Below are 19,174 nucleotides of genomic sequence, written 5' to 3'. Positions count from 1 at the left end.
TATTACGAGCTCCTGTGCGAATTGGAGAGAGCGCTCCCGCAAACTGCCTCTTGACAACTTATAGGAGCGTCGGTTTTGTTTTTGCAAATTCCGGAATGGTCGAGGGTGGCCGGTTTAACGTAGTAGATGGCCACGTTTCGTGGCAGGCGGTCCGACCCAAGGCACAAGGCAGCCAACCTCGAATGGACATTCTCGAAGTTGCGGTGGAATACGGACTGAATTGGCACCTTAAAGGCAATAACACTCCGTATTTCACCGCAACTTATCGAGGGGATGGGTTTTAGAGGCGAGCGAGGTCGTAGGCTTGGGCGGCTGACTCACCGGCGAAGATGAGGTTGGTTGTGGCTTCTTGAGGATTGAGCGCCTGGTCGAGAGGCATGGGCTTGCGGCAGATCGGCAGTACCAAGTCGATACCTTGCTCATATACCGCGTTCAGGTTGTCAGCACGGCCGCCCACGACGGCGACCACCGGCTTGCCATATCGCCTGGCGCGGCGAGCCACACCCACCGGCGCCTTACCGGCGGCGGACTGCTCGTCCATATTGCCCTCGCCTGTTATGACCAGGTCGACATCGCGCACGCGCTCGTCAAACCCCACGAGATCGAGCACCGTCTCTACACCCGAGCGCAGCTCCGCACCGAGCGCCAGCAACGCGGCGCCCAAGCCACCGGCAGCGCCCGCGCCGGGCACGCCGAGCACCGAGCCAAATGTCCGTGCGCCCTCGGGTGTGCGCAACAACCCCTGGGCTCGCGCCTCGAAAATTGCCGCATCGAGCAGGCGACCGTAGCCGACCATCCAGCCGTCGTATCTGCGCAGCGCCTCGACATCATCCGCCGGCAGGCCCTTCTGCCCGCCAAACACCGCCAGTGCGCCTCGACGCCCCACGAGCGGATTCTCGACATCGGAAAGCACAACGATGCGAGCGCCATCCAAAGCCTGCAGCGCCGGCTCCAAATCAACGCTCGCCACGTGTTCAAGGCCCGCAAGACCGGGGGCGACATCGCAGCCCTGATCATCGACCACACGCGCGCCCAGCGCCTGCAGCATGCCGGCGCCACCGTCGTTGGTGGCACTGCCGCCCAAGCCAATATAGATAGTCTTTACCCCGACACGAGCTGCACGGAGCATCAGCTCGCCCACGCCATAGGTTGTAGCAGCCAGCGCCGCCGATTCCGTGCAAGGTGAGTACCCGATGCCTGCTGCTTCGGCCATCTCAATAACAACCGACTCGTGCTCGCCGTCCACTAACATCCGGGCAGGCACACGCTCGCCAAAGGGGCCTGCAACCTCGCAGGCCACAAGCTCGCCACCGCAGGCGGTAACGGTATCGAGCGTTCCCTCGCCGCCATCCGCCAGCGGCAACGCGCGCACCTCGGCATCGGGCCACACACGGCGCATGCCTTCGGCAACCGCCGCCTCCGCCTGCGCGCTCGAAACGCTGCCCTTAAAGGAGTCGATCGCCAACAGCACACGGCGGGGTCGGCGGCACGCAGGACCAAAGTCAACCGCCGTGCCAGCATCCTCACCGGCACCCGCAAGCGCTACGGCGTGAGCGGCGTGTGCTTCAAGATCGGCCCCACAACCGCAATCAGCGCCGCCCGCTCTGCGCAGACCGCCAAAATAGCTACTCAGCAGCTCGCGGCATTCATCCGCCAGGACCCCAGCCGTCACGTTAAACCGATGGTTCAGGCGCGAATCGACATTGAGGTCATACAGCGAACCCAGCGCGCCGGCCTTGGCATCAGCCGCGCTATACACGCAGCGCCCCACGCGCGCGTTGACCATAAGGCCCGCGCACATGCAGCAGGGTTCCAGCGTCACATAAACCGTACAGTCGAAAAGGCGCCAGCGGCCAAGCGCCTGGGCAGCGGCGCACACGGCCGCAAACTCGGCATGAGCCGAAGGGTCCTGGTCGAGTTCGCGCCGATTGTGCGCCCTCGCGACGACCTCACCGTCGCGCACCACTACGGCTCCGATGGGCACCTCGCCCACCGCCGCGGCGGCTCGCGCCTCCGCCAGCGCCTCGCGCATGAACTTCTCGTCGATTTCGGTGATCGTCATCGTTCGCCTTCCCTGTTGCAAATTCAAAACGATGCTATCATTACGACTCACGGAGAGATGGCAGAGCGGTTGAATGCTGCGGTCTTGAAAACCGTTGAGCGCGAGAGCGTTCCGGGGGTTCGAATCCCCCTCTCTCCGCCACTTTTAGTGATGCACCGGTGTCATGGTCCTCTCAAACAGTGCATCGACCACGTCGGCTATCTCAGGTCGACGCTCAAGATCGTGGCCCGATTCCCACCATATCGTGAAAAGTCGAATAATACCGCCGGCGACAAACTCAGACGTCGTCTCGAGTGACACGGGGGCCAGGGCATCCTCGGCAAGCACGTTCATCACACGCTCGCGGATGGAGCGGGCAATACGGTCGCAAATAACGTTGGTCAACATGCCCGACATGCTGCTTGCCAAAATGTTATCCATGAGCTGCTCGTGCGCCAGAATCAAATCCATGGCATCGTCCAAAATCGCGTGCCGAAGCGCGCGCACGTCCTCGGCAGATACCGCGCCGGCCTCATCGGGCTGTTTTTGCGGCAAGCCCGACATGAGCTCATCGATATAAAAGGCAAAGTAATCGTTCTTGTCGCGAAAGTGCTTGTAGAACGTCGTGCGGCGAATCATGGCGCGGTCGCACAGCATGGCAACCGTCAGGTCCTCAAAACGATGCTCCTCGAGAAGCTCGGTGAAGGCATCGAACAGGGCACGGTAGGTTTTCTTAATGCGAAGGTCCACTGGTATCGCCATCCTCAGGGCAAAGACAACACTCGTCAATCTGTCGCATATCTTACACCTGTACCTCGCGCGCTTTGCCCCGGTGCCGACCCCGCCGAAAACATAACGCTTGCCGGAAAGTTCGGCACGGCAAAACGTTGCGGGTATACTAGTAGCGTTATACCAACGGCAGCTGGCGCATGCCGCCGCGGCCATTCGAAACGGAGACATCATGATTACCGTCATCATCGGCATCGTTGTTGTCATTGTGATTGTCTGCGCCATCGCCGGCATCTACAACAACATGGTCACCAAGCGTAACCGCATCGATAACGCCTGGCAGAACATCGATACGCAGCTGCAGCGCCGCAACGACCTGATCCCCAACCTGGTCGAGACCGTCAAGGGCTACGCCAAGCACGAGCAGGAGACGCTCTCCGCCGTGATCAGCGCGCGTAACACCGCCGTCAAGGCCACCACGCCCGAGGCCAAGATGGAAGCCGACAACGTGCTGACCGGCGCACTGCGCCAGCTCTTCGCTGTGGCCGAGGCCTATCCCGATCTTAAGGCAAACACCAACTTTACGCAGCTGCAGGCATCGCTCGAGGATACCGAGAACAAGATTAGCTATGCACGCCAGAGCTACAACGACTGCGTGCTCAGCTACAACAACGCCATTCAGACGTTCCCGGCTGTCATCTTTGCCGGCATCTTCCAGTTTAAGGAGCGCCAGGGCTTCGAGGCCGCCGAAGCAGCCCGTCAGGCCCCGACCGTCAAGTTCTAGTAGTTTGGCAGCGCATCCTTAATCGGCCAAATGCATAAACCGCCCCGTCGAATGCATACTTCGACGGGGCGGTTTCCTTTTTCGCGAAGGTCCCCCTCTAAGCGCCGTGCATTTTTAGGAGTATTCAACATAACCAAGAGCTTCGGGCGCCACGATACATGCCGAAGACCGCGAATATCCCTGCAAATCAACCGCTGTCAGCCCATAACCCCGCCCATCATCCGTAGAAAACATCGAGAAATCCCGATTTTTTGCCCAAGGTCGGTATGCAGGGGCCTTCGATTGCAGAATACTCGCAAAAATGCACGTCGCCACCACCCCCACATGGCGCGAAGCAAAGCAAAAGCGCGGCCTAAAAGGCCGCGCACCATCTTTATTCAGATTAATCATTGCCCGTTGTGACATCGCCGAACCCGCAGGGCAGAGAACAAGTTCCCTCCCGGCGCACTCCGCAGGACGCAAGAAGCCCTCGCCGCACGAAGTGCGCAGCGAGGGCTTCTTGCATGTCCGAGGACGCGCCGGGAGGGAACTTGTTCTCTGCCCGGATAGGTAAGACAAATTACGCGACGGTGTAAACCCAGTTGTGCTTATCCTCGACAGCACCGGACTGGATACCAGTCAGGGTCTCGCGAAGCTTCTTCATCACGGGGCCAATCTCGGTGTAGCCAGCCGGGAAGGTCACGGTCTCGTCGGCGCCGTAAACCTTGTTGTCGATCTCGCCAACCGGGGAGATGACGGCAGCGGTGCCGCACAGGCCGCACTCCACAAAAGTGCCGGCCTTGACCTCGGCCCACTCGACGGGACGCTGGTCAACGGTCATGCCCAGGTCCTGAGCGACCTGAACGAGCGAGCGACGGGTGATAGAGGGTAGGATGGAGTCGGTGTGGGACTGAGGAACGACGAGGGTGCCGTCCTCCTTCACGAACAGGACGTTGGCGCCACCGGTCTCCTCGACATAGGTACGGGACTCGGAGTCAAGATACAGGTTCTCGGCATAGCCCTCGCGATGGGCCTCCATCGTGGGCTTAAGGGACATGGCGTAGTTCAGGCCGGCCTTGATGTTGCCGGTGCCGTGCGGTGCGGCACGGTCATACTCGGAAACGCGCAGTTTGACGGGCTTGAGGCCACCCTTAAAGTACGGACCGACCGGGGTCACGAGGATGCGGAACGTGTACTCAGGAGCGGGAGCCACGCCGATCACGTCACCGGAACCGATCATAAACGGACGCACGTACAGGGTCGCGCCGGAGCCGAAGGGCGGAACCCAGGCGGCGTTGGCAGAAACGACCTGCTTGACGGCCTCAACGAACTTGTCCTTGGGGAACGGGGGCATCTCGAGGCGCTGCGCAGAGTTATACATGCGCTCGGCGTTCATGTCGGGACGGAAGCAGACGATGCTGCCGTCCTCGGCGGTGTAGGCCTTCAGGCCCTCAAAGACCTCCTGGCAGTAATGGAAGATGCCGCCGCACTCGGAGACATGCAGGGTGTGGTCGGTGGTCAGGCCGCCCTCGTCCCACTCGCCATCCTTCCAATGAGCCTCGTAGCTGTAATCGGTCTTCATGTAGCCAAAGCCGAGGCTACCCCAATCGATATCCTTCTTCTCGACAGTCATATGTCGCTCCTTACATACACAGTTGCAAACTCGCGAACCCGCACGCAAGGACCGAGGCCGGCCGCGTCGCAACGTCGCACGCCCGGAGCATAGAGCCGGACGGACACGCGAACGGCATCAAAGCCGATGGCACGTCGATTCGCATGCACGAGATTGTACTCCGCACGCGCGTCTGATAAAACGCTTTTCTTTAACTAAGTAAAGTATTTTCATTTGACCGAAACTAAAGAGGCCCGCCACCGTAAGCGGTGACGGGCCTCAACTGCACGGTTTGCGCGCTGGCTCGAGCTACTCGTTCTTTTTGCCCAGCTTAGCCTTAACCAGACCGACCACGGTCGGGATGATCGACACGGCAACGATGCCAACGATTAGCAACTCAAAGTGCTCCTGCACAAAGGGGATGCCGCCAAAGAAGTAGCCCAGCAGTGTAAAGAGCGTCGACCAGGTAATGCCACCCAGCACGTTAAAGATGACAAAGTTGCGCCAGTGCATGCCGCCCATGCCGGCGATAAAGGGCACAAAGGTGCGGATAAACGGGAAGAAGCGACCCAGGAAGATGGCCAGGTGACCCCACTTGTCCAAGAAGTCCTCGGACTTTTTGATGCGCTCGGGCGTCATGGCCTTGACCTTGCCCGAAGCGATGATCTTTTTGCCAAAGAAGTGACCGATCATAAAGTTGCACTGATCACCCAAGATGGCAGCCGCCCATGCGACGGCCAGCAGGGCCACGATGTTAAAGCCGCCGCTGTGGGCAAAGAAGCCCGAGGCAAACAGCAGTGAATCGCCGGGAAGGAACGGGAAGAACACCACGCCCGTCTCGATAAAGATGATCAGGAACACGCAGCCGTAGGCCATAAGCGGGCCGGCGGCGATCCAGCTGGCGATCGCGGTGCGCGGGTCTTTGAGCAGCTCGGCGATAAAATTTATGAAACCCATGAAGTAAAACCTCTCAGTTGTGGGCGCGGATACGTCCAAGTTGACCAGTATACGGTTGCGGCGCCCCCTCGTGCGCAACCCCACAAAAGCATGACTCCATTACCAGCAAGTTTGCATAACTGACACCTGTTGCGCAATGCCGCTAAGATTGTCCTTCCTAATCCCTAGCGAATCGCTATACTTTATTGAATCGCATTGCCATGGCGCTAAGGGAGGGCGGCCGGTGAGCTTTATCAATACCATTCGCGAGGACATCAAGACCGTCCAAGCGCAGGATCCCGCCGCGCAAAACGGTCTGGTCATCTTCCTTTCCTATCCTGGCCTGCACGCCAAGTGGAACCACGTGCCCGAGCACTGGCTGTGGGAGCATGGACATCGCTCGCTCGCCCGCGTGCTCTCGCAGCTCACCCGCCACATCACCGGCGTCGAGATTCACCCTGCCGCGCAGATTGGTAAGCACTTCTTTATCGACCACGCCATGGGCGTCGTCATCGGCGAGACCACCATTGTGGGCGACAACTGCGTGCTCTACCAGGGCGTCACGCTTGGCGGCACCGGCAACGAGACCGGCAAACGCCACCCAACGCTCGGCAATAACGTCACCGTGGGCACGGGCGCCAAGGTACTCGGCAACATCCGCATCGGCAACAACGTCAAGATCGGCGGCAACTCGGTCGTCGTTAAGGACGTGCCCGACAACTGCACCGTCGTGGGCGTGCCGGGACGCATCATCAAGCGCAACGGCTGCCGCGTGTTTGAGGAGAGTTTCGACGCCAAGCAGCATCGCGAGTACATGCCCGATGACGCCGCCGAGCAGAGTGCCCTCAACCGCCAGGGCATCACCGAAAACGCCCGTCGCGTCAAAGAGCTCGAGCAAGAGGTAGCCGAGCTCAAGGCCCTCGTCGCCAAGCTCGTGGACGAACGCTAGGAACGCAAGCGGCACAAAACGACATCGGCATCAACGCAAAGGCGCGCCAGGGAATTCATCCCCGGCGCGCCTTATTTGTGATGTGGCAAAGAGACTGTCCCTTTGTCACATTATGCGAACTGGCTCAGATAGAGGTCGGCGTAGGCACCCTCGGCAGCCAGCAGCTCCTTATGCGTGCCCTGCTCGATAATGTTGCCGTGATCCATGACCAAGATCAGGTCGGCGTCCACGATCGTCGACAGGCGGTGCGCGATCACAAAGCTCGTGCGCCCGCGCATGAGCGCGTCCATGGCACGACCGATGGCAAGCTCGGTACGCGTATCCACGCTTGAGGTCGCCTCGTCCAGGATGAGAATCGCCGGGTTATTGAGCAGCACGCGTGCGATGGTCAGCAGCTGACGCTGGCCCTGGCTGATGCTTTCGGCATCGTTGGCCACGCGCGTGTCATAGCCCTGCGGCATGGTGCGCACAAAGAAGTCGACCTGCGCGGCGCGCGCAGCCGCCACGATCTCCTCACGCGTCGCCTCGGGACAGCCGTAGGCGATGTTTTCGGCAATCGTGCCATCGAACAGCCAGGCGTCCTGCAGCACCATGCCAAACTGCTGCCGTAGCTCGCCGCGGTCCATGCGGCTCGTATCCACGCCGTCGAGCGTAATACGCCCGCCGTCAATCTCGTAGAAGCGCATGAGCAGGTTGATGAGCGTCGTCTTGCCCGCGCCCGTGGTTCCCACCACGGCAATCTTCTGGCCCGGCTCGGCGGTAAACGACACGTCGTGCATAAGCGGCTTGTCGGGCGAATAACCAAAGCGCACGTGCTCAAAGGAGACGCGACCCTCAACGCGACCCGGCAGCTTGGCGGCCTCGTCCGGCAGCGGATCGGCCTCCATCTCGGGCTCATCGAGCAGGTCGAACACGCGCTCCGCACTCGCCAACGCGCTCTGCAGCGAGTTGAAGGTAAACGACAACTGCGTCATGGGCTCGGACGCCTCGTAGATAAACTGGAAGAACGCCTGGAACACGCCGACGGTCATGTGACCGGCAACCAGCATGCTGCAGCCCACAAGCGCAATAACGATCTGCGCCAAACGGCCGATAAAGCGCACTGCGGGGCCGACAGCATTGATCATAAAGTCGGCCTTGGTGCTCACACGAGCCAGTTCCTTCGAAGCCTCGTGCACCTCAGCGGAGCTCTGACGTTCGCGGTTAAACGCGCGGATCACCAGACGGCCCGAATAGCCTTCCTCGACCGCACTCGTAATCTTGGACACCCACTCCTGGCGCTCGCCCGTCACATCGTGTGTGCGGCGCGAGACGACCTTCGTCACCAGCAGCGACAGTGCCGTAAAGAACAGAAAGACGAGCGTAAGCTGCACGCTGAACACGAACATCACGCTCACAGCACCAACAACCGTGCCGATCGACACGAGCAGCTGCAGCAATCCGCGCTGCATGCTCTCGGACATCTTGTCCAGGTCGTTGGTCGCGCGGCTGACGACCTCGCCGGGACGATGCGCGTCAAAATAGGCGAGCGGCAGACGGTTGAGCTTTTGCGCGATGCGGTTGCGCAGGCGCAGATTGAGACGCTCAGCGACGCTCGACATCAAAAAGCTCTGGAGCGCATAGAACGAGGCAGCGGCAGTCCAGATCATAAAGTAGACGAAAATGGTCTTGCCGCAGTTCTCCCAGGTGATGCTGAAAGTGGTGTCGTTGGCAAACGCCACCTGAATGTGGCCCCACAGCTCATCGATCACGCGGGCGCTATATGCCGGCGCGGCGGTGTTAAAGATGACATAGAACACAATGCTCGCGAACACGATATAGAAGCGCCAATGGTCGCCGGCAGCCTCACTCCACAGGCGGCGCACCGTCGCCCAGGTATCCCGAGGCGTCTCGTCCTCGTCTTCGTCGTCCACGTCGCGCATACGCTCTGCCTCGGCGCGGGCGCGCTCGTCCTCGGCACGTTCGTTTTCCTCGTAGAGCGCTTGGCGGCGAGCCTCGCGCTCCGCCGCCTTGGCGGCTTCGTCCAGGTCGGGCGCGACGCCCGTCTCCTCGACTGTCTCTACAACCGCAGCGCCATCGACGATGCCCTGCTTCTTGAGCTCCTCGGTCATGCTACTCACCTCCCTTCATCTGCGATTCCGCGATTGCGCGGTACACCTCGCAGGTTTCCATGAGCTCGTCGTGCGTGCCTAGGCCCACGATCTCGCCGTCTTTGAGCACCACGATCTGATCGGCATGCAAAATAGTCGAGATGCGCTGGGCGATGATGAGCACCGCGGCATCGCACGTCTCGTCCTGCAGCGCATGGCGCAGTGCCGCATCGGTCTTAAAGTCCAGGGCCGAAAAACTGTCGTCGAAGATATATAGATCGGCATGCTTCATGAGTGCGCGGGCAATCGCCAGGCGCTGGCGCTGACCACCCGAGAAGTTCGTGCCGCCCTGGGCCACCGGCGTATCGAGCCCCTGGGGCTGGTCGAGCACAAAGGTGCTCTGGGCAACCTCCAGCGCATGGAGCATGTCAGCCTCAGTCGCGTCTTCGTTGCCAAAGCGCAGGTTGCTCGCCACCGTACCCGAGAACAGCCATGCCTTCTGCGGCACATAGGCGATACGCCCGCGGATGTCGTCTTGCGAAAGGTCGCGCAGATCGATGCCATTCAGGCGAATGGCGCCCTTCGTGGCATCGTGGAAGCGAAGCAAGAGCTTGGCCACCGTCGACTTGCCCGAACCCGTCGAGCCTACAATCGCCGTGGTCTGGCTACGGCGACAGGCAAAGCTCAGGTCGCACAGGGTATCCTCGTCGGCATCGTCAAAACGGAACGACATGTGGTCGAACACGGCCACCGCGTCGGCACCGTCAACAGACTCCGCCGCGCACGTGTCCAGCGTGCGCTTGCCGTCCACGATGCTCGGCTCAATCTCCAACACCTGCTGCGCACGGTTCAGGCATGCGGCGGCGCGTGGGAGCGTCAGAATCACCATCTGCGCCGTCATCACAAAGAACAGGATCAGGATCGCGTACTCCAGCACGGCCGAGATGCTACCGATTTGCATGGCGTGGACGCCCACGCGGTTGCCGCCCACCCACAGCACCGCCACCTCGGCGATATTCATCAAGAAGAAGCTGGAGCTGTCGAGACCCACAAACAGGTGGTTGACCTTGATGGCATTGGCCGCGTAATCGCTAAACACCTCGTCCAGGCGCTGCTCCTCGTGGCGCTCCTTGTTAAATGCGCGGATGACGCGCACGCCCACGATGTTCTCGCGCAGCACCACGTTCATGCGGTCGATAAAGCTCTGCAGGCGCATAAAGATCGGCGCGGCGTTGGCAACGGTAAAGACCGCCGCCACCAGCACGATCGCAACCACCACGCCCAGCAGCGTGCCCATGGCGGGATCGATGAACCAAGCAAAAATGATGCCTGCCACGGCCAAGAACGGCACCGGCAGCACCAGCTGAATCGTCTGAAGGACAGCTTGCTGAATCACGTTGATGTCGTTGAGCGAGCGCGTGATCATCGAACCCGTGCCAAAGCGCTCAAAGTCGCTGGCGGACAGCTCGAGCGACTTGTCGTACACGGCATTGCGGATATCGCAGGCCACGTTGGCGGCCAGGCGCGCCGAAAGATAGCAGCCCAGCACCGTGCCGCCGCTGGCCATGCCGGTCGCGATAAGCATGTACAGGCCGTTGCGTAATATATAGTCGACATCACCCGTGGTAATACCGGTGTTGACCATGTTCGCCAGCATCGTGGGAACCAACAGCGTACCGACGTTATCTATCAGCACCGCAAACAGCGTCACCGCAATCAGACCGCGGTACGGCCTCATAAACCTCATTAAGAGTCGCATGCGTCCCCCTCGCCCTTATCGTCAGTCTCGTTCTCGGCGGCCACTTGCCGTTTAAATGCCTCGCACTCTTCGTTAAGAACATGGGAGAACTTACCGACCAAGCGCATGATCTCGCACTGTTCCCACGGCTCGAGCGCCTCGAATGCCTGTTGCTCGGCTTTTTGCGCCGGCAACGCGTAGCGCTTGGCAAACCGCACGCCTTCTTCGGTCAGGCGTACAACCTTGTTTTTACGACTGCCCTCGGCAAACTCCAACGTCGCAAGCCCTCGCGCCCTAAGCGTTTTAATCGCCGAATTGATGGTCTGTTTGCTGTAGAACCATTCACTCGTCAGCCGACTCACGGCAACGCTTCCGCCCGCTGCACTCGTGTCGACGAGCATCCAGTAGGCGCAGTCCGAAAGGCCGCAGGCGCGCGAGAACTCCGAATAGATATGGTCGAGTCCATTGAGCAACCGATCGAAGTCGACCAGCGTAACCGCACTATTCATCTATCCCACCATTCAATTGTCCGATTTTTGACCAATTATGTGTCTCTAGATTAGTCCGAGTTTTGACTATCGTCAACAGGCTCTCCGCAAATGCGTGCATTTTTATGGCCTATCGGCAGAAAAAGACCGCCGGCGCGGGGGCGGCGCCAGCGGTCACGTGAAAATCGGGTTTTATTGCCTGTTAAGCGGCGACGGCCTCATAGACCGTAGCGCCCGAGAAGCTGTCATGCAGGCTCTTGCCGGCAATCCACGGCAGCTCGACGACCTCGCAGACCGTGTTGACCAACTCAGAACAGTCAGTAAAGTGGCCCTTGTCGTTGAGGGCCTCGCAATCCTGAACACGCCAATAGCCATCGGTGTGCGTGATGTAGTACTCGTGATCGTTGATCGACACGAAAGCGCGCGTCTTGGAACGCAGCAGCTTCAGAAATCCTTCGAAATCGGTCTCGACGACATCTCCAGCCTGGAACATGATGTTACCTCCTGGCCCGGCGCCACCACGGCGCATTGATAAACGTTGGTACTCCTTTAGTAAAACCTTTATCAGAGGTTATGCGTTCGTCATTTAGGCAAGTGGTAAAAAACCGCAGGGTAGACGGGATAAAACGTTTAACCATCCCATTTGTTTGTCACATTCTGAAGGTACTTTTATGCAAACCTACTTTCCCAATTGGAATCTATCCTTTTGGCCGGGCAATTGACCGTCTATCGTTTGAGCCCGACGGGTATGAACGGGGCATCTGCAACGCCACCGCAAGGAGACACCATGGAGACTATCGAAGCACTCATTCACCGCCGCAGCTGCCGCAACTACAGCGATCGTCCCGTCGAGGCCGAAAAGCTTGCACATATTATCGAAGCCGGCCAATATGCACCGAGCGGCATGGGCCGCCAGCCGGTGACGTTTGTCGCCGTCACCGACCCCGCGACCGTCGAGCGTCTCTCGCAGCTCAACGCGCAAGTCATGGGCAGCAACAGCGACCCCTTCTATGGCGCCAAGACCGTTGTGGTGGTGCTGGTTGACCGCAGCGTGCCCACACATCTGGAAGACGGCTCGCTCGCCATGGGCAACCTGCTCAACGCTGCCTATGCGCTGGGCGTTGATTCGTGCTGGATTCATCGCGCCCACGAGGTTTTCGATTCGCCCGAGGGCCTGGAGCTACTGGCCAGTTGGGGTCTACCCGCCGACGGCAGCCTGCGCGGTGTCGGTCACTGCATTCTGGGCTATGCCGAGGACACGCTGCCCGAGCCCAAACCCCGCCGCGACAACGTGGTCTACGTAAGGTAATTAGTTCCGCCATTCTACCGAACGGCGGGCTCGTTGACGCTGCGCGGGCCGCATTCACGCCAATCTGACGTTCAATTTCGAGGGCGCGACCAGAAGGTCAGCGCCCTCTCATTTCACGTCACCTTGGCGCAAATGCGGCTCGCTCGCTTTTGGCGACTGACATCGAATGAGCCACTGTCTTGGGCAGCTAAAAAAGCCCCGTCCCAAATTAGCTGCCCCACTCGCAACTTATCCCGCCGATGGAGTTATTGCCGTTTCGCTCGTCTGATTCGCATCGACGTCGTCGCCTTGCTTGTCTTCGTCCTTTTGCACATCGGCGATGGTGGAGGCCGCCGCAACGATACTGCGCTGGGGCGCGACGCTCGTCTGGGCCTGAGCGCCCTCGACAACTTCTGTACCTACATGCGCGAGCTCGGGCGATTTAAACATTGCGTCCAAGTTGGCGCCACCGCCGGCATATCCGAGCGCAGCGAGCGCGATGACGATCACTGCAACGGCGGCCACGATCGGCACGTAGCGATGCCAGCCGGCGGGATTGAGCCCGCTGCGGCGAGCCGCCCCGCGGCTGATGTAGCCGAGCGTTCCGTCGTGCTTGAGCTTTGAGCCCACCACGCGTTTGCGGCCCCACAGCGAGGACTCTGCCTGCATTGCCAAGCGGGCGCTTGCCGAAGGATAGCCGTATTTAGTGCGCTTGAACGAGCCATCAAACCCCGAGGCGTGTTTGCCCCACGTCACCGATGTTGTGCGTCGGTTGACCGGCGCGGCACTCCGCCTTCTGCGGCTCGGTTTTGAAGTCTCAGCCATATGCCCTCGCACGCCGTAACCAAATCGAAACAATAACGCTTTGGACTGTAGCACACGCGTCGCGTGCGGTCACGGGCGCCTCGCTCAACGGTCATCGTCCTTCAGCAAGCGCCACAGCGTTGTACGGCTTATGCCCAGCACCTCCGCCGCACGGGTTCGGTTGCCGTGGAGATGGTCTACAACCAGATGCGCGATATCTCGCTCGGTATCGGCCAGCGGTCGCAGGATATACAGGTCACTTTCAAGCGTCGGGGCGCCAAAGGTTGCGGTCTTAATCACGTCCTCTTGGGCGAGCACTTCCTCCGCCACAGCGCGGTCCACCGTGCCCGTCCCCACCAATATATACAGTCGTTCCGAGACCTCGCGGAGCTGCAGATAGTTGCGCGGCCAGCGGTAAGCATCGAGCGTCTTCGTCGCCGCGGCAGACAGCGTGGGCGCTGCCGTCCCAAATGCATCAGCGAGATATTCCAAATAGCGCGCGACCTTCGTCGACGCGGCCCCCTGCTCGGCGATTGCCGGCGCGACGCTCACCGCACAGGCGAAGCGCTCGGTCACAAAGGCGGCTTGATCACTTTCGCCGCCGCCCGGCATGTCATTCGCCGTCAGCACCACATGGCAGCGCGTCGCCAACGCGGTGTCGGTCATCGTGGAGACCAGCTCGCGGAGGCGCTGGGGGCCAACCGCGTTCCAGCCCTCAATGCAAAGGGTCAGCCCCATTTGGAACAACGGCGATTCGACGCTTTTGAGTACATGGCGCCAACCGCGCTCGGTGAGCTCATCGAGCGCAACGGAAACAAAGGGCTGATCGGCAAAAGGACCGTCCAGATAGAGGCGCTTGGCGATCTCGACCTGACCCGCTCCCAGCTCGCCCTCGAGCATAAGAGGCACACCGCGCGCGTAACTCTCTGCAACCGGCGCAGCCACCGAGGCCGCCCCCTCAACGATGCCGTACGCGCTCGATTCGTAGCGGGCCTCAACTTCGTCGGCGTTGAGCCACTCGATGCCCGCATGCGCCGCGGCACCGCGCACCTCGCGGACCACGACGACCCAAAGCCCCCCGCCCTCTTTGTCGGTGGGGCGAACGGTCAGGCTCAGGCGCGCACCCGCACGCCCCATAACCAGACGCGCGCCGTCTCCTATACGGTCGAAGCGCTCAGCTACAAAAGCCGCCACATCCCGCTCAAGCGCCGCGTCATTCATGGTCGAGATCGCGACGTCCCCACGCGCATCGATTGCCAATGCCGAGGCCCCGGCAGCAGCCAGGGCCTCGGTCAAGATGTTCAGCTTGGCATCGCTATCCATGATTTGCCCCTGTCCGCGGCGACATGCAGCCGCCGACGGTCGCACGACCGAGTGTTTCAAAATTGAACGATATTGCTCACCAAACACTATAGGGCAGAAAGCGCCGTCCTGCGAGTATAGGTGTTGCCCCGCATCGCCATCCTGGCGGGGCGATAAGAGCTCTTCGGGACTTATAAACCTGCGGACAAGCCATACCCGCAAGAGCTCCTATCGCTCCACCGTGAGAATGCGCTCACCAGCAACCAGCACGCAAACAAGCTACTTCTCTACCAGATTCCCAGTACGTGTTGCATTCCCAAACTCATGCACGCAATGCCAATCCAGCAGCAAAAGCCCAATGCGATGGGCTTGCCGCCCTTTTTGACCAGCTCGACGATATCGGTATTAAAGCCAATAGCCGCCATGGCCATCACAATAAAGAATTTCGACAGCTCCTTGATGGGCGCCGTAAAGGACGCGGGAAGCTGAAGCACCGTGGTGATCACGCTCGCCAGCACAAAGAACAGCACGAACATGGGAAACGCGCGTTTAAGCGAGAACGTGCTTTTGGCGTCACCGCCGGCCTTGCGCGCCAGATGCATCTGCCAGCATGCGAGAACCAACGTGATGGGAATAATGGCCAGCGTCCTGGTGAGCTTGACCACTGTGGCGCTCTCGAGCACATTGGCGCCGGGGTGCATGCTGTCCCAGGCGCTCGCCGCAGCCGTTACGGACGAGGTGTCGTTGATGGCGGTACCGGCAAACAGGCCAAAGCCCTCGTTGGTCAGCCCGAGCATGCCGCCGAGCGTCGGAAACACGAGCGCCGCGATAACGTTAAACAGGAAGATGACCGAAATAGCCTGGGCAATCTCGCGATCGTCGGCATCGATGACGGGTGCGGTCGCAGCGATGGCAGAACCGCCGCAAATCGACGAACCCACACCCACAAGCGTCGCGATCTTGCCCGGCACGTTCATAACGCGGCAGAGCACAAAGGCGATGACAAGCGAGGTCGAGATTGTCGCCACGATAATCGGCAGCGACTGGGCGCCCTTGGACAGAATCTGGGAGAGGTTCATGCCAAAGCCAAGCAGGATAACCGCGTACTGCAAGACTATTTTGGACGTATAGGTGACGCCGGCGGCGAGCTGTTCGCGACGATTCTTGGGAAAGACGAGCGCCAGGACCATGCCAAAGAGGATGGCGAATACCGGACCGCCGACCACCTCAACCTGTTTGCCGAGCAACGTCGCGGGAATGGCGATGATCAGGCAGAACAAGACGCCTTTCCAGCGCTCGCGTACGATATTTGCCAGTTGCATATGGGATTCCTTCTTTCTATTTCACGTTTGCGACGGCTTATGATACGGCAACATTGAGCACAGCCTTGCGCAAACACAGACTAAGATGCCGCGATAGTTCTCAGGCAACAGCCGAATTACCCACCGCGGAGAGCTGATTCGCGGCATAATTAACAACTGACATATGAGTTTGATAGAACAGTTGCGAGGCGCTATGGAAGAATCGATGCACGTCGGCGAGCAGGAAACGAGCCTACAGGACCAGTCCTACCACACCATTCGACGCAAAATCGTCTACCTGGACTACAAGCCGGGCGAAAAGCTGGGCGTCAAGCAGCTTTGCGATGACCTGGACATGGGTCGCACGCCCGTGCGCGAGGCTTTGGTTCGCTTGGCGCAGGAAGGCCTGGTGCGCACCGTGCCCCAGAGCGGCACCTACGTCTCGCCCATCAACCTCACCCTTGCCGAGAGTGCCTGTTACATCCGCGAGCATCTGGAAAAGCAGGTGATTGTGGAGTGCTGTGCGCGCGCCACGTCGGCCGGCATCGAGCAGCTCGACCGCGCCATCGTGCTGCAGGAAAAGGCCATGGCCGAGGAGGATCGCATCGGCTTCTTTTTGAGCGACAACCTCATGCATCACATGATTTTTAGCATCGCATGTCGCAGCACCGTGTGGTCGTGGCTCGAAGAGACCAATGCCGACCTGGAGCGCTTCCGCTGGCTGCGCGCCGCCACGCAGGTTCTCGACAATCAGGACATCGTGAACGAGCACAAGCAGATTCGCCGCGCTATCGCCGGTCGCGACCCCATCGAAGCGAGCTTTTTGGTCAGCAAGCACCTGCACATGATGTTCCGCAATCAAACCGAGGTTCTGGACCAGTTCCCCGAGTACTTCGAGACCAGCAAGCTCCGCTAACCTGCCAAAAAGGGACAGGTTTATTTTGGCAGGTTTTATCCGAGCAAATGCAACAAGGCCCGGCTCCGTCTTGATGCGGAGCCGGGCCTTAGTCGCTAGAACGGCGGAACCAACTACTCGACCGTGACGCTTTTCGCCAGGTTTCGGGGTTGGTCGACGTCGCAGCCGCGCAGGATGGCGACCTCGCGGGCGAGCAGCTGCAGCGGGACGCTCGCCGTGATGGGGCTGAACACGTCGCGGACTGCTGGCACGCGGATAATGCAGTCGGCGATCTTGTTGATCTCCTCATCGCCCTCGGTGGCAACGACGATGACCTTGGCGCCGCGCGCCTTGCACTCCATGAGGTTCGACACGGTCTTGTCGTAGGTGGCACTCTTGGTGGCCACGGCGATGACAGGGAAGCCCGGGTCGATCAGCGCGATGGGGCCGTGCTTCATCTCACCGGCGGCGTAGGCCTCGGCGTGCAGGTAGCTGACCTCTTTGAGCTTGAGCGCGCCCTCGTAGGAAATAGCGGCACCCATGCCACGGCCCACGAACAGCGCCGACTGCGCGTCCTTGCACAGCAGGGCGGCCTCATGCACGGCCTCGGTTTGGGTATCCAAAATCCACTGGATCTGCTCGGCCGTATCGGAAAGCTCGCGGAACAGCATGCGCGCCTGCTTGGTGGTCAAGCGGTACTTGACCTGCGCCAGCAGCAGAGCCAAAAGCGTAAGGCTCACGACCTGGCCGATGAAGCTCTTGGTCGAGGCGACCGCGATCTCCTTGTTGGCCTTGGTGTAGATGACGCCGTCGCTCTCACGCGCCACGGGGCTGCCCACCACGTTGGTGATGCCGAAGACCTTGGCACCCTTGATGCGCGCATCGCGAATGGCGGCAAGGGTATCGGCCGTCTCGCCCGACTGGGACACGGCAACGACAAGCGTCGTCGGCGTAATGATGGGGTTGCGATAACGGAACTCGCTGGCCGCCTCCACCTCGGTGGGGATGCGAGCCCAGCCCTCAATGAGATTCTTGGCAATGAGGCCAGCGTGATAGCTGGTGCCGCAAGCGATCACGTAGACGCGGTCGATGTCGTTGAGTTCCTCGAGCGAAAGGCCCAGCTCGTCGATGTCGAGCTCGCCGCCCGGCGTCATACGACCAACCAGCGTGTCGCGCACGACGCGCGGCTGCTCGTGAATCTCCTTGAGCATAAAGTCGGGATAACCGCCCTTTTCTGCCATGTCCAGGTCCCAGTCGATGTGGGTGACCTTGGGCTCGATAACGTTGCCGGCCTCGTCGGTGTACTCGACGCCTGCGGGCGTGAGCTTGGCAAACTGACCGTCCTCGAGCACCACGACATCGCGGGTGGCGTCGATGAGCGCGATGACATCGGAAGCAACATAGGAGCCGGTTTCGCCCACGCCGACTACGATCGGGGAATCCTTGCGGGCCACGGCGATCACGCCGGGCTCGTCAGCGCACACGGCGGCCAGACCATAGGCACCGACCACGTGGGTGCAAGCCTCGCGCACGGAGGCCATCAGGTCGTGCGCCTCGGCATAAGCCTCTTCGATCAGATGCGCGAAGACCTCGGTATCGGTCTCGCTCTTAAAGTGGTGGCCGCGACCCTCCAGCTCTTCGCGCAGCTCGGCGAAGTTCTCGATGATGCCGTTGTGGACGATGGCGATACGGCCGTCGCAGCTGGTGTGGGGGTGAGCGTTAACGACGGAGGGCTTGCCGTGGGTGGCCCAACGGGTGTGGCCGATACCGCAGGTAGCGTCGCTGTCAATGTTGGAAAGCTCGCTCTCCAAGCCCGCGACCTTGCCCACGCGACGGATGACGTCGAGGTGCGCCGCGGCGCCCTCGCCCACCTCGAGCGCGACGCCCGAGGAGTCATAGCCGCGATACTCCATACGCTTGAGGCCCGTGACCAGGATGTTCTTTGCAATATCAGAGCCGGTGTAGCCGACGATTCCGCACATAAGATAAATCCCTTCGTTCGCGTGACTGCAAGACGTCCACGCACAAGGGGCGCTGAGACGTATAACGTTCGAGTATTGTACTCACGCAAACGCAAGCTGATATACCAGAAGTGGTATCTCAACTTAGATACCACTCGATGCACACACGTCCAGCCGGTCCAAACCACCACAAAGGTGCCTGCCCCCTTCGTGGTGGTCGCGCTGGCAATAGCGTTTGCCCAGATAAAACCTGCCAAAATAAACCTGTCCCTTTTTG

Annotated in this window: 16 protein-coding genes and 1 tRNA gene; 5 read left to right on the top strand and 12 right to left on the bottom strand. The window is 60.4% G+C overall.

The annotated features are described in order from the left end of the window. Positions 1 to 280: 280 nt before the first annotated feature. Positions 281 to 2,062 carry a tRNA adenosine(34) deaminase TadA gene (gene tadA / locus PMX60_RS09325; protein WP_271747688.1) on the bottom strand — a complete coding sequence of 594 codons (1,782 nt, stop codon included), beginning with the start codon at positions 2,060 to 2,062 and terminating at the stop codon, positions 281 to 283. Between the two features lie 51 nt (positions 2,063 to 2,113). Between tadA and PMX60_RS09320 the strand changes: the two genes are divergently transcribed. Further along, positions 2,114 to 2,203 (top strand) — tRNA-Ser (locus PMX60_RS09320). Positions 2,204 to 2,206: 3 nt separating this feature from the next. On the opposite strand, the gene PMX60_RS09315 is transcribed toward PMX60_RS09320, so the two are convergent. Then, on the bottom strand, positions 2,207 to 2,791 hold the full coding sequence (locus PMX60_RS09315) for a TetR/AcrR family transcriptional regulator (protein WP_158549345.1): 585 nt from the start codon (positions 2,789 to 2,791) through the stop codon (positions 2,207 to 2,209). A gap of 211 nt (positions 2,792 to 3,002) precedes the next feature. Between PMX60_RS09315 and PMX60_RS09310 the strand changes: the two genes are divergently transcribed. Beyond that, a complete protein-coding gene (locus PMX60_RS09310) occupies positions 3,003 to 3,554 on the top strand; it encodes a LemA family protein (RefSeq protein WP_082421874.1) in 552 nt (183 codons plus the stop codon). A 559-nt stretch (positions 3,555 to 4,113) separates the two neighbouring features. Here PMX60_RS09310 and PMX60_RS09305 read toward each other — a convergent pair. Beyond that, positions 4,114 to 5,166 (bottom strand): branched-chain amino acid aminotransferase, encoded by a 1,053-nt coding sequence (locus PMX60_RS09305; RefSeq protein WP_035138743.1) that lies wholly within the window; start codon positions 5,164 to 5,166, stop codon positions 4,114 to 4,116. A 288-nt stretch (positions 5,167 to 5,454) separates the two neighbouring features. After that, on the bottom strand, positions 5,455 to 6,102 hold the full coding sequence (locus PMX60_RS09300; protein ID WP_271747687.1) for a VTT domain-containing protein: 648 nt from the start codon (positions 6,100 to 6,102) through the stop codon (positions 5,455 to 5,457). A 223-nt stretch (positions 6,103 to 6,325) separates the two neighbouring features. Here PMX60_RS09300 and cysE point away from each other — a divergent pair, with 223 nt between their 5' ends. Then, positions 6,326 to 7,030 carry a serine O-acetyltransferase gene (gene cysE / locus PMX60_RS09295; protein WP_118066379.1) on the top strand — a complete coding sequence of 235 codons (705 nt, stop codon included), beginning with the start codon at positions 6,326 to 6,328 and terminating at the stop codon, positions 7,028 to 7,030. A gap of 110 nt (positions 7,031 to 7,140) precedes the next feature. Here the strand turns inward: cysE and PMX60_RS09290 are convergent, their stop codons facing one another. From PMX60_RS09290 to PMX60_RS09275, 4 genes are all read right to left on the bottom strand, one after another. Beyond that, entirely contained in the window at positions 7,141 to 9,141 is a 2,001-nt protein-coding gene (locus tag PMX60_RS09290; protein WP_271747686.1) for an ABC transporter ATP-binding protein, read from the bottom strand. Between the two features lies 1 nt (position 9,142). Beyond that, positions 9,143 to 10,867, bottom strand: a complete 1,725-nt coding sequence (locus tag PMX60_RS09285) for an ABC transporter ATP-binding protein (protein WP_138375060.1) — start codon at positions 10,865 to 10,867, stop codon at positions 9,143 to 9,145. Then, positions 10,867 to 11,367 (bottom strand): MarR family winged helix-turn-helix transcriptional regulator, encoded by a 501-nt coding sequence (locus PMX60_RS09280; RefSeq protein ID WP_022094370.1) that lies wholly within the window; start codon positions 11,365 to 11,367, stop codon positions 10,867 to 10,869. Before PMX60_RS09280 ends, PMX60_RS09285 begins: the two co-directional genes overlap by 1 nt. A gap of 181 nt (positions 11,368 to 11,548) precedes the next feature. Beyond that, positions 11,549 to 11,839: a hypothetical protein gene (locus tag PMX60_RS09275; RefSeq protein WP_006235631.1), complete on the bottom strand. Its 291-nt coding sequence runs from the start codon at positions 11,837 to 11,839 to the stop codon at positions 11,549 to 11,551. A gap of 294 nt (positions 11,840 to 12,133) precedes the next feature. Between PMX60_RS09275 and PMX60_RS09270 the strand changes: the two genes are divergently transcribed. After that, complete coding sequence (locus tag PMX60_RS09270) at positions 12,134 to 12,655, top strand: nitroreductase family protein (RefSeq protein WP_271747685.1); 522 nt, start codon at positions 12,134 to 12,136, stop codon at positions 12,653 to 12,655. Positions 12,656 to 12,883: 228 nt separating this feature from the next. Here PMX60_RS09270 and PMX60_RS09265 read toward each other — a convergent pair whose 3' ends face one another. The 3 genes from PMX60_RS09265 to PMX60_RS09255 all read right to left on the bottom strand — a co-directional run bounded on the left by PMX60_RS09265 (position 12,884) and on the right by PMX60_RS09255 (position 16,062). Beyond that, positions 12,884 to 13,459, bottom strand: a complete 576-nt coding sequence (locus PMX60_RS09265; RefSeq protein WP_271747684.1) for a hypothetical protein — start codon at positions 13,457 to 13,459, stop codon at positions 12,884 to 12,886. An 84-nt stretch (positions 13,460 to 13,543) separates the two neighbouring features. Next, the gene (locus tag PMX60_RS09260) at positions 13,544 to 14,761 is read right to left on the bottom strand and encodes a helix-turn-helix domain-containing protein (protein WP_271747683.1); all 1,218 of its coding nucleotides are present in this window, start codon (positions 14,759 to 14,761) and stop codon (positions 13,544 to 13,546) included. A gap of 266 nt (positions 14,762 to 15,027) precedes the next feature. Continuing rightward, positions 15,028 to 16,062, bottom strand: a complete 1,035-nt coding sequence (locus PMX60_RS09255) for a YeiH family protein (RefSeq protein ID WP_271747682.1) — start codon at positions 16,060 to 16,062, stop codon at positions 15,028 to 15,030. Between the two features lie 193 nt (positions 16,063 to 16,255). Between PMX60_RS09255 and PMX60_RS09250 the strand changes: the two genes are divergently transcribed. Next, a complete protein-coding gene (locus PMX60_RS09250) occupies positions 16,256 to 16,957 on the top strand; it encodes a GntR family transcriptional regulator (RefSeq protein ID WP_050766156.1) in 702 nt (233 codons plus the stop codon). A 113-nt stretch (positions 16,958 to 17,070) separates the two neighbouring features. On the opposite strand, the gene glmS is transcribed toward PMX60_RS09250, so the two are convergent. Next, on the bottom strand, positions 17,071 to 18,918 hold the full coding sequence (gene glmS / locus PMX60_RS09245) for a glutamine--fructose-6-phosphate transaminase (isomerizing) (RefSeq protein WP_271747681.1): 1,848 nt from the start codon (positions 18,916 to 18,918) through the stop codon (positions 17,071 to 17,073). Positions 18,919 to 19,174 lie beyond the last annotated feature (256 nt).

It is taken from the genome of Collinsella aerofaciens, assembly GCF_028206995.1.
GTDB lineage: Bacteria > Actinomycetota > Coriobacteriia > Coriobacteriales > Coriobacteriaceae > Collinsella > Collinsella aerofaciens_AQ.
The sequence above is the reverse complement of the archived record's forward strand: the minus strand, read 5'-3'. Positions and strand labels throughout refer to the sequence as shown.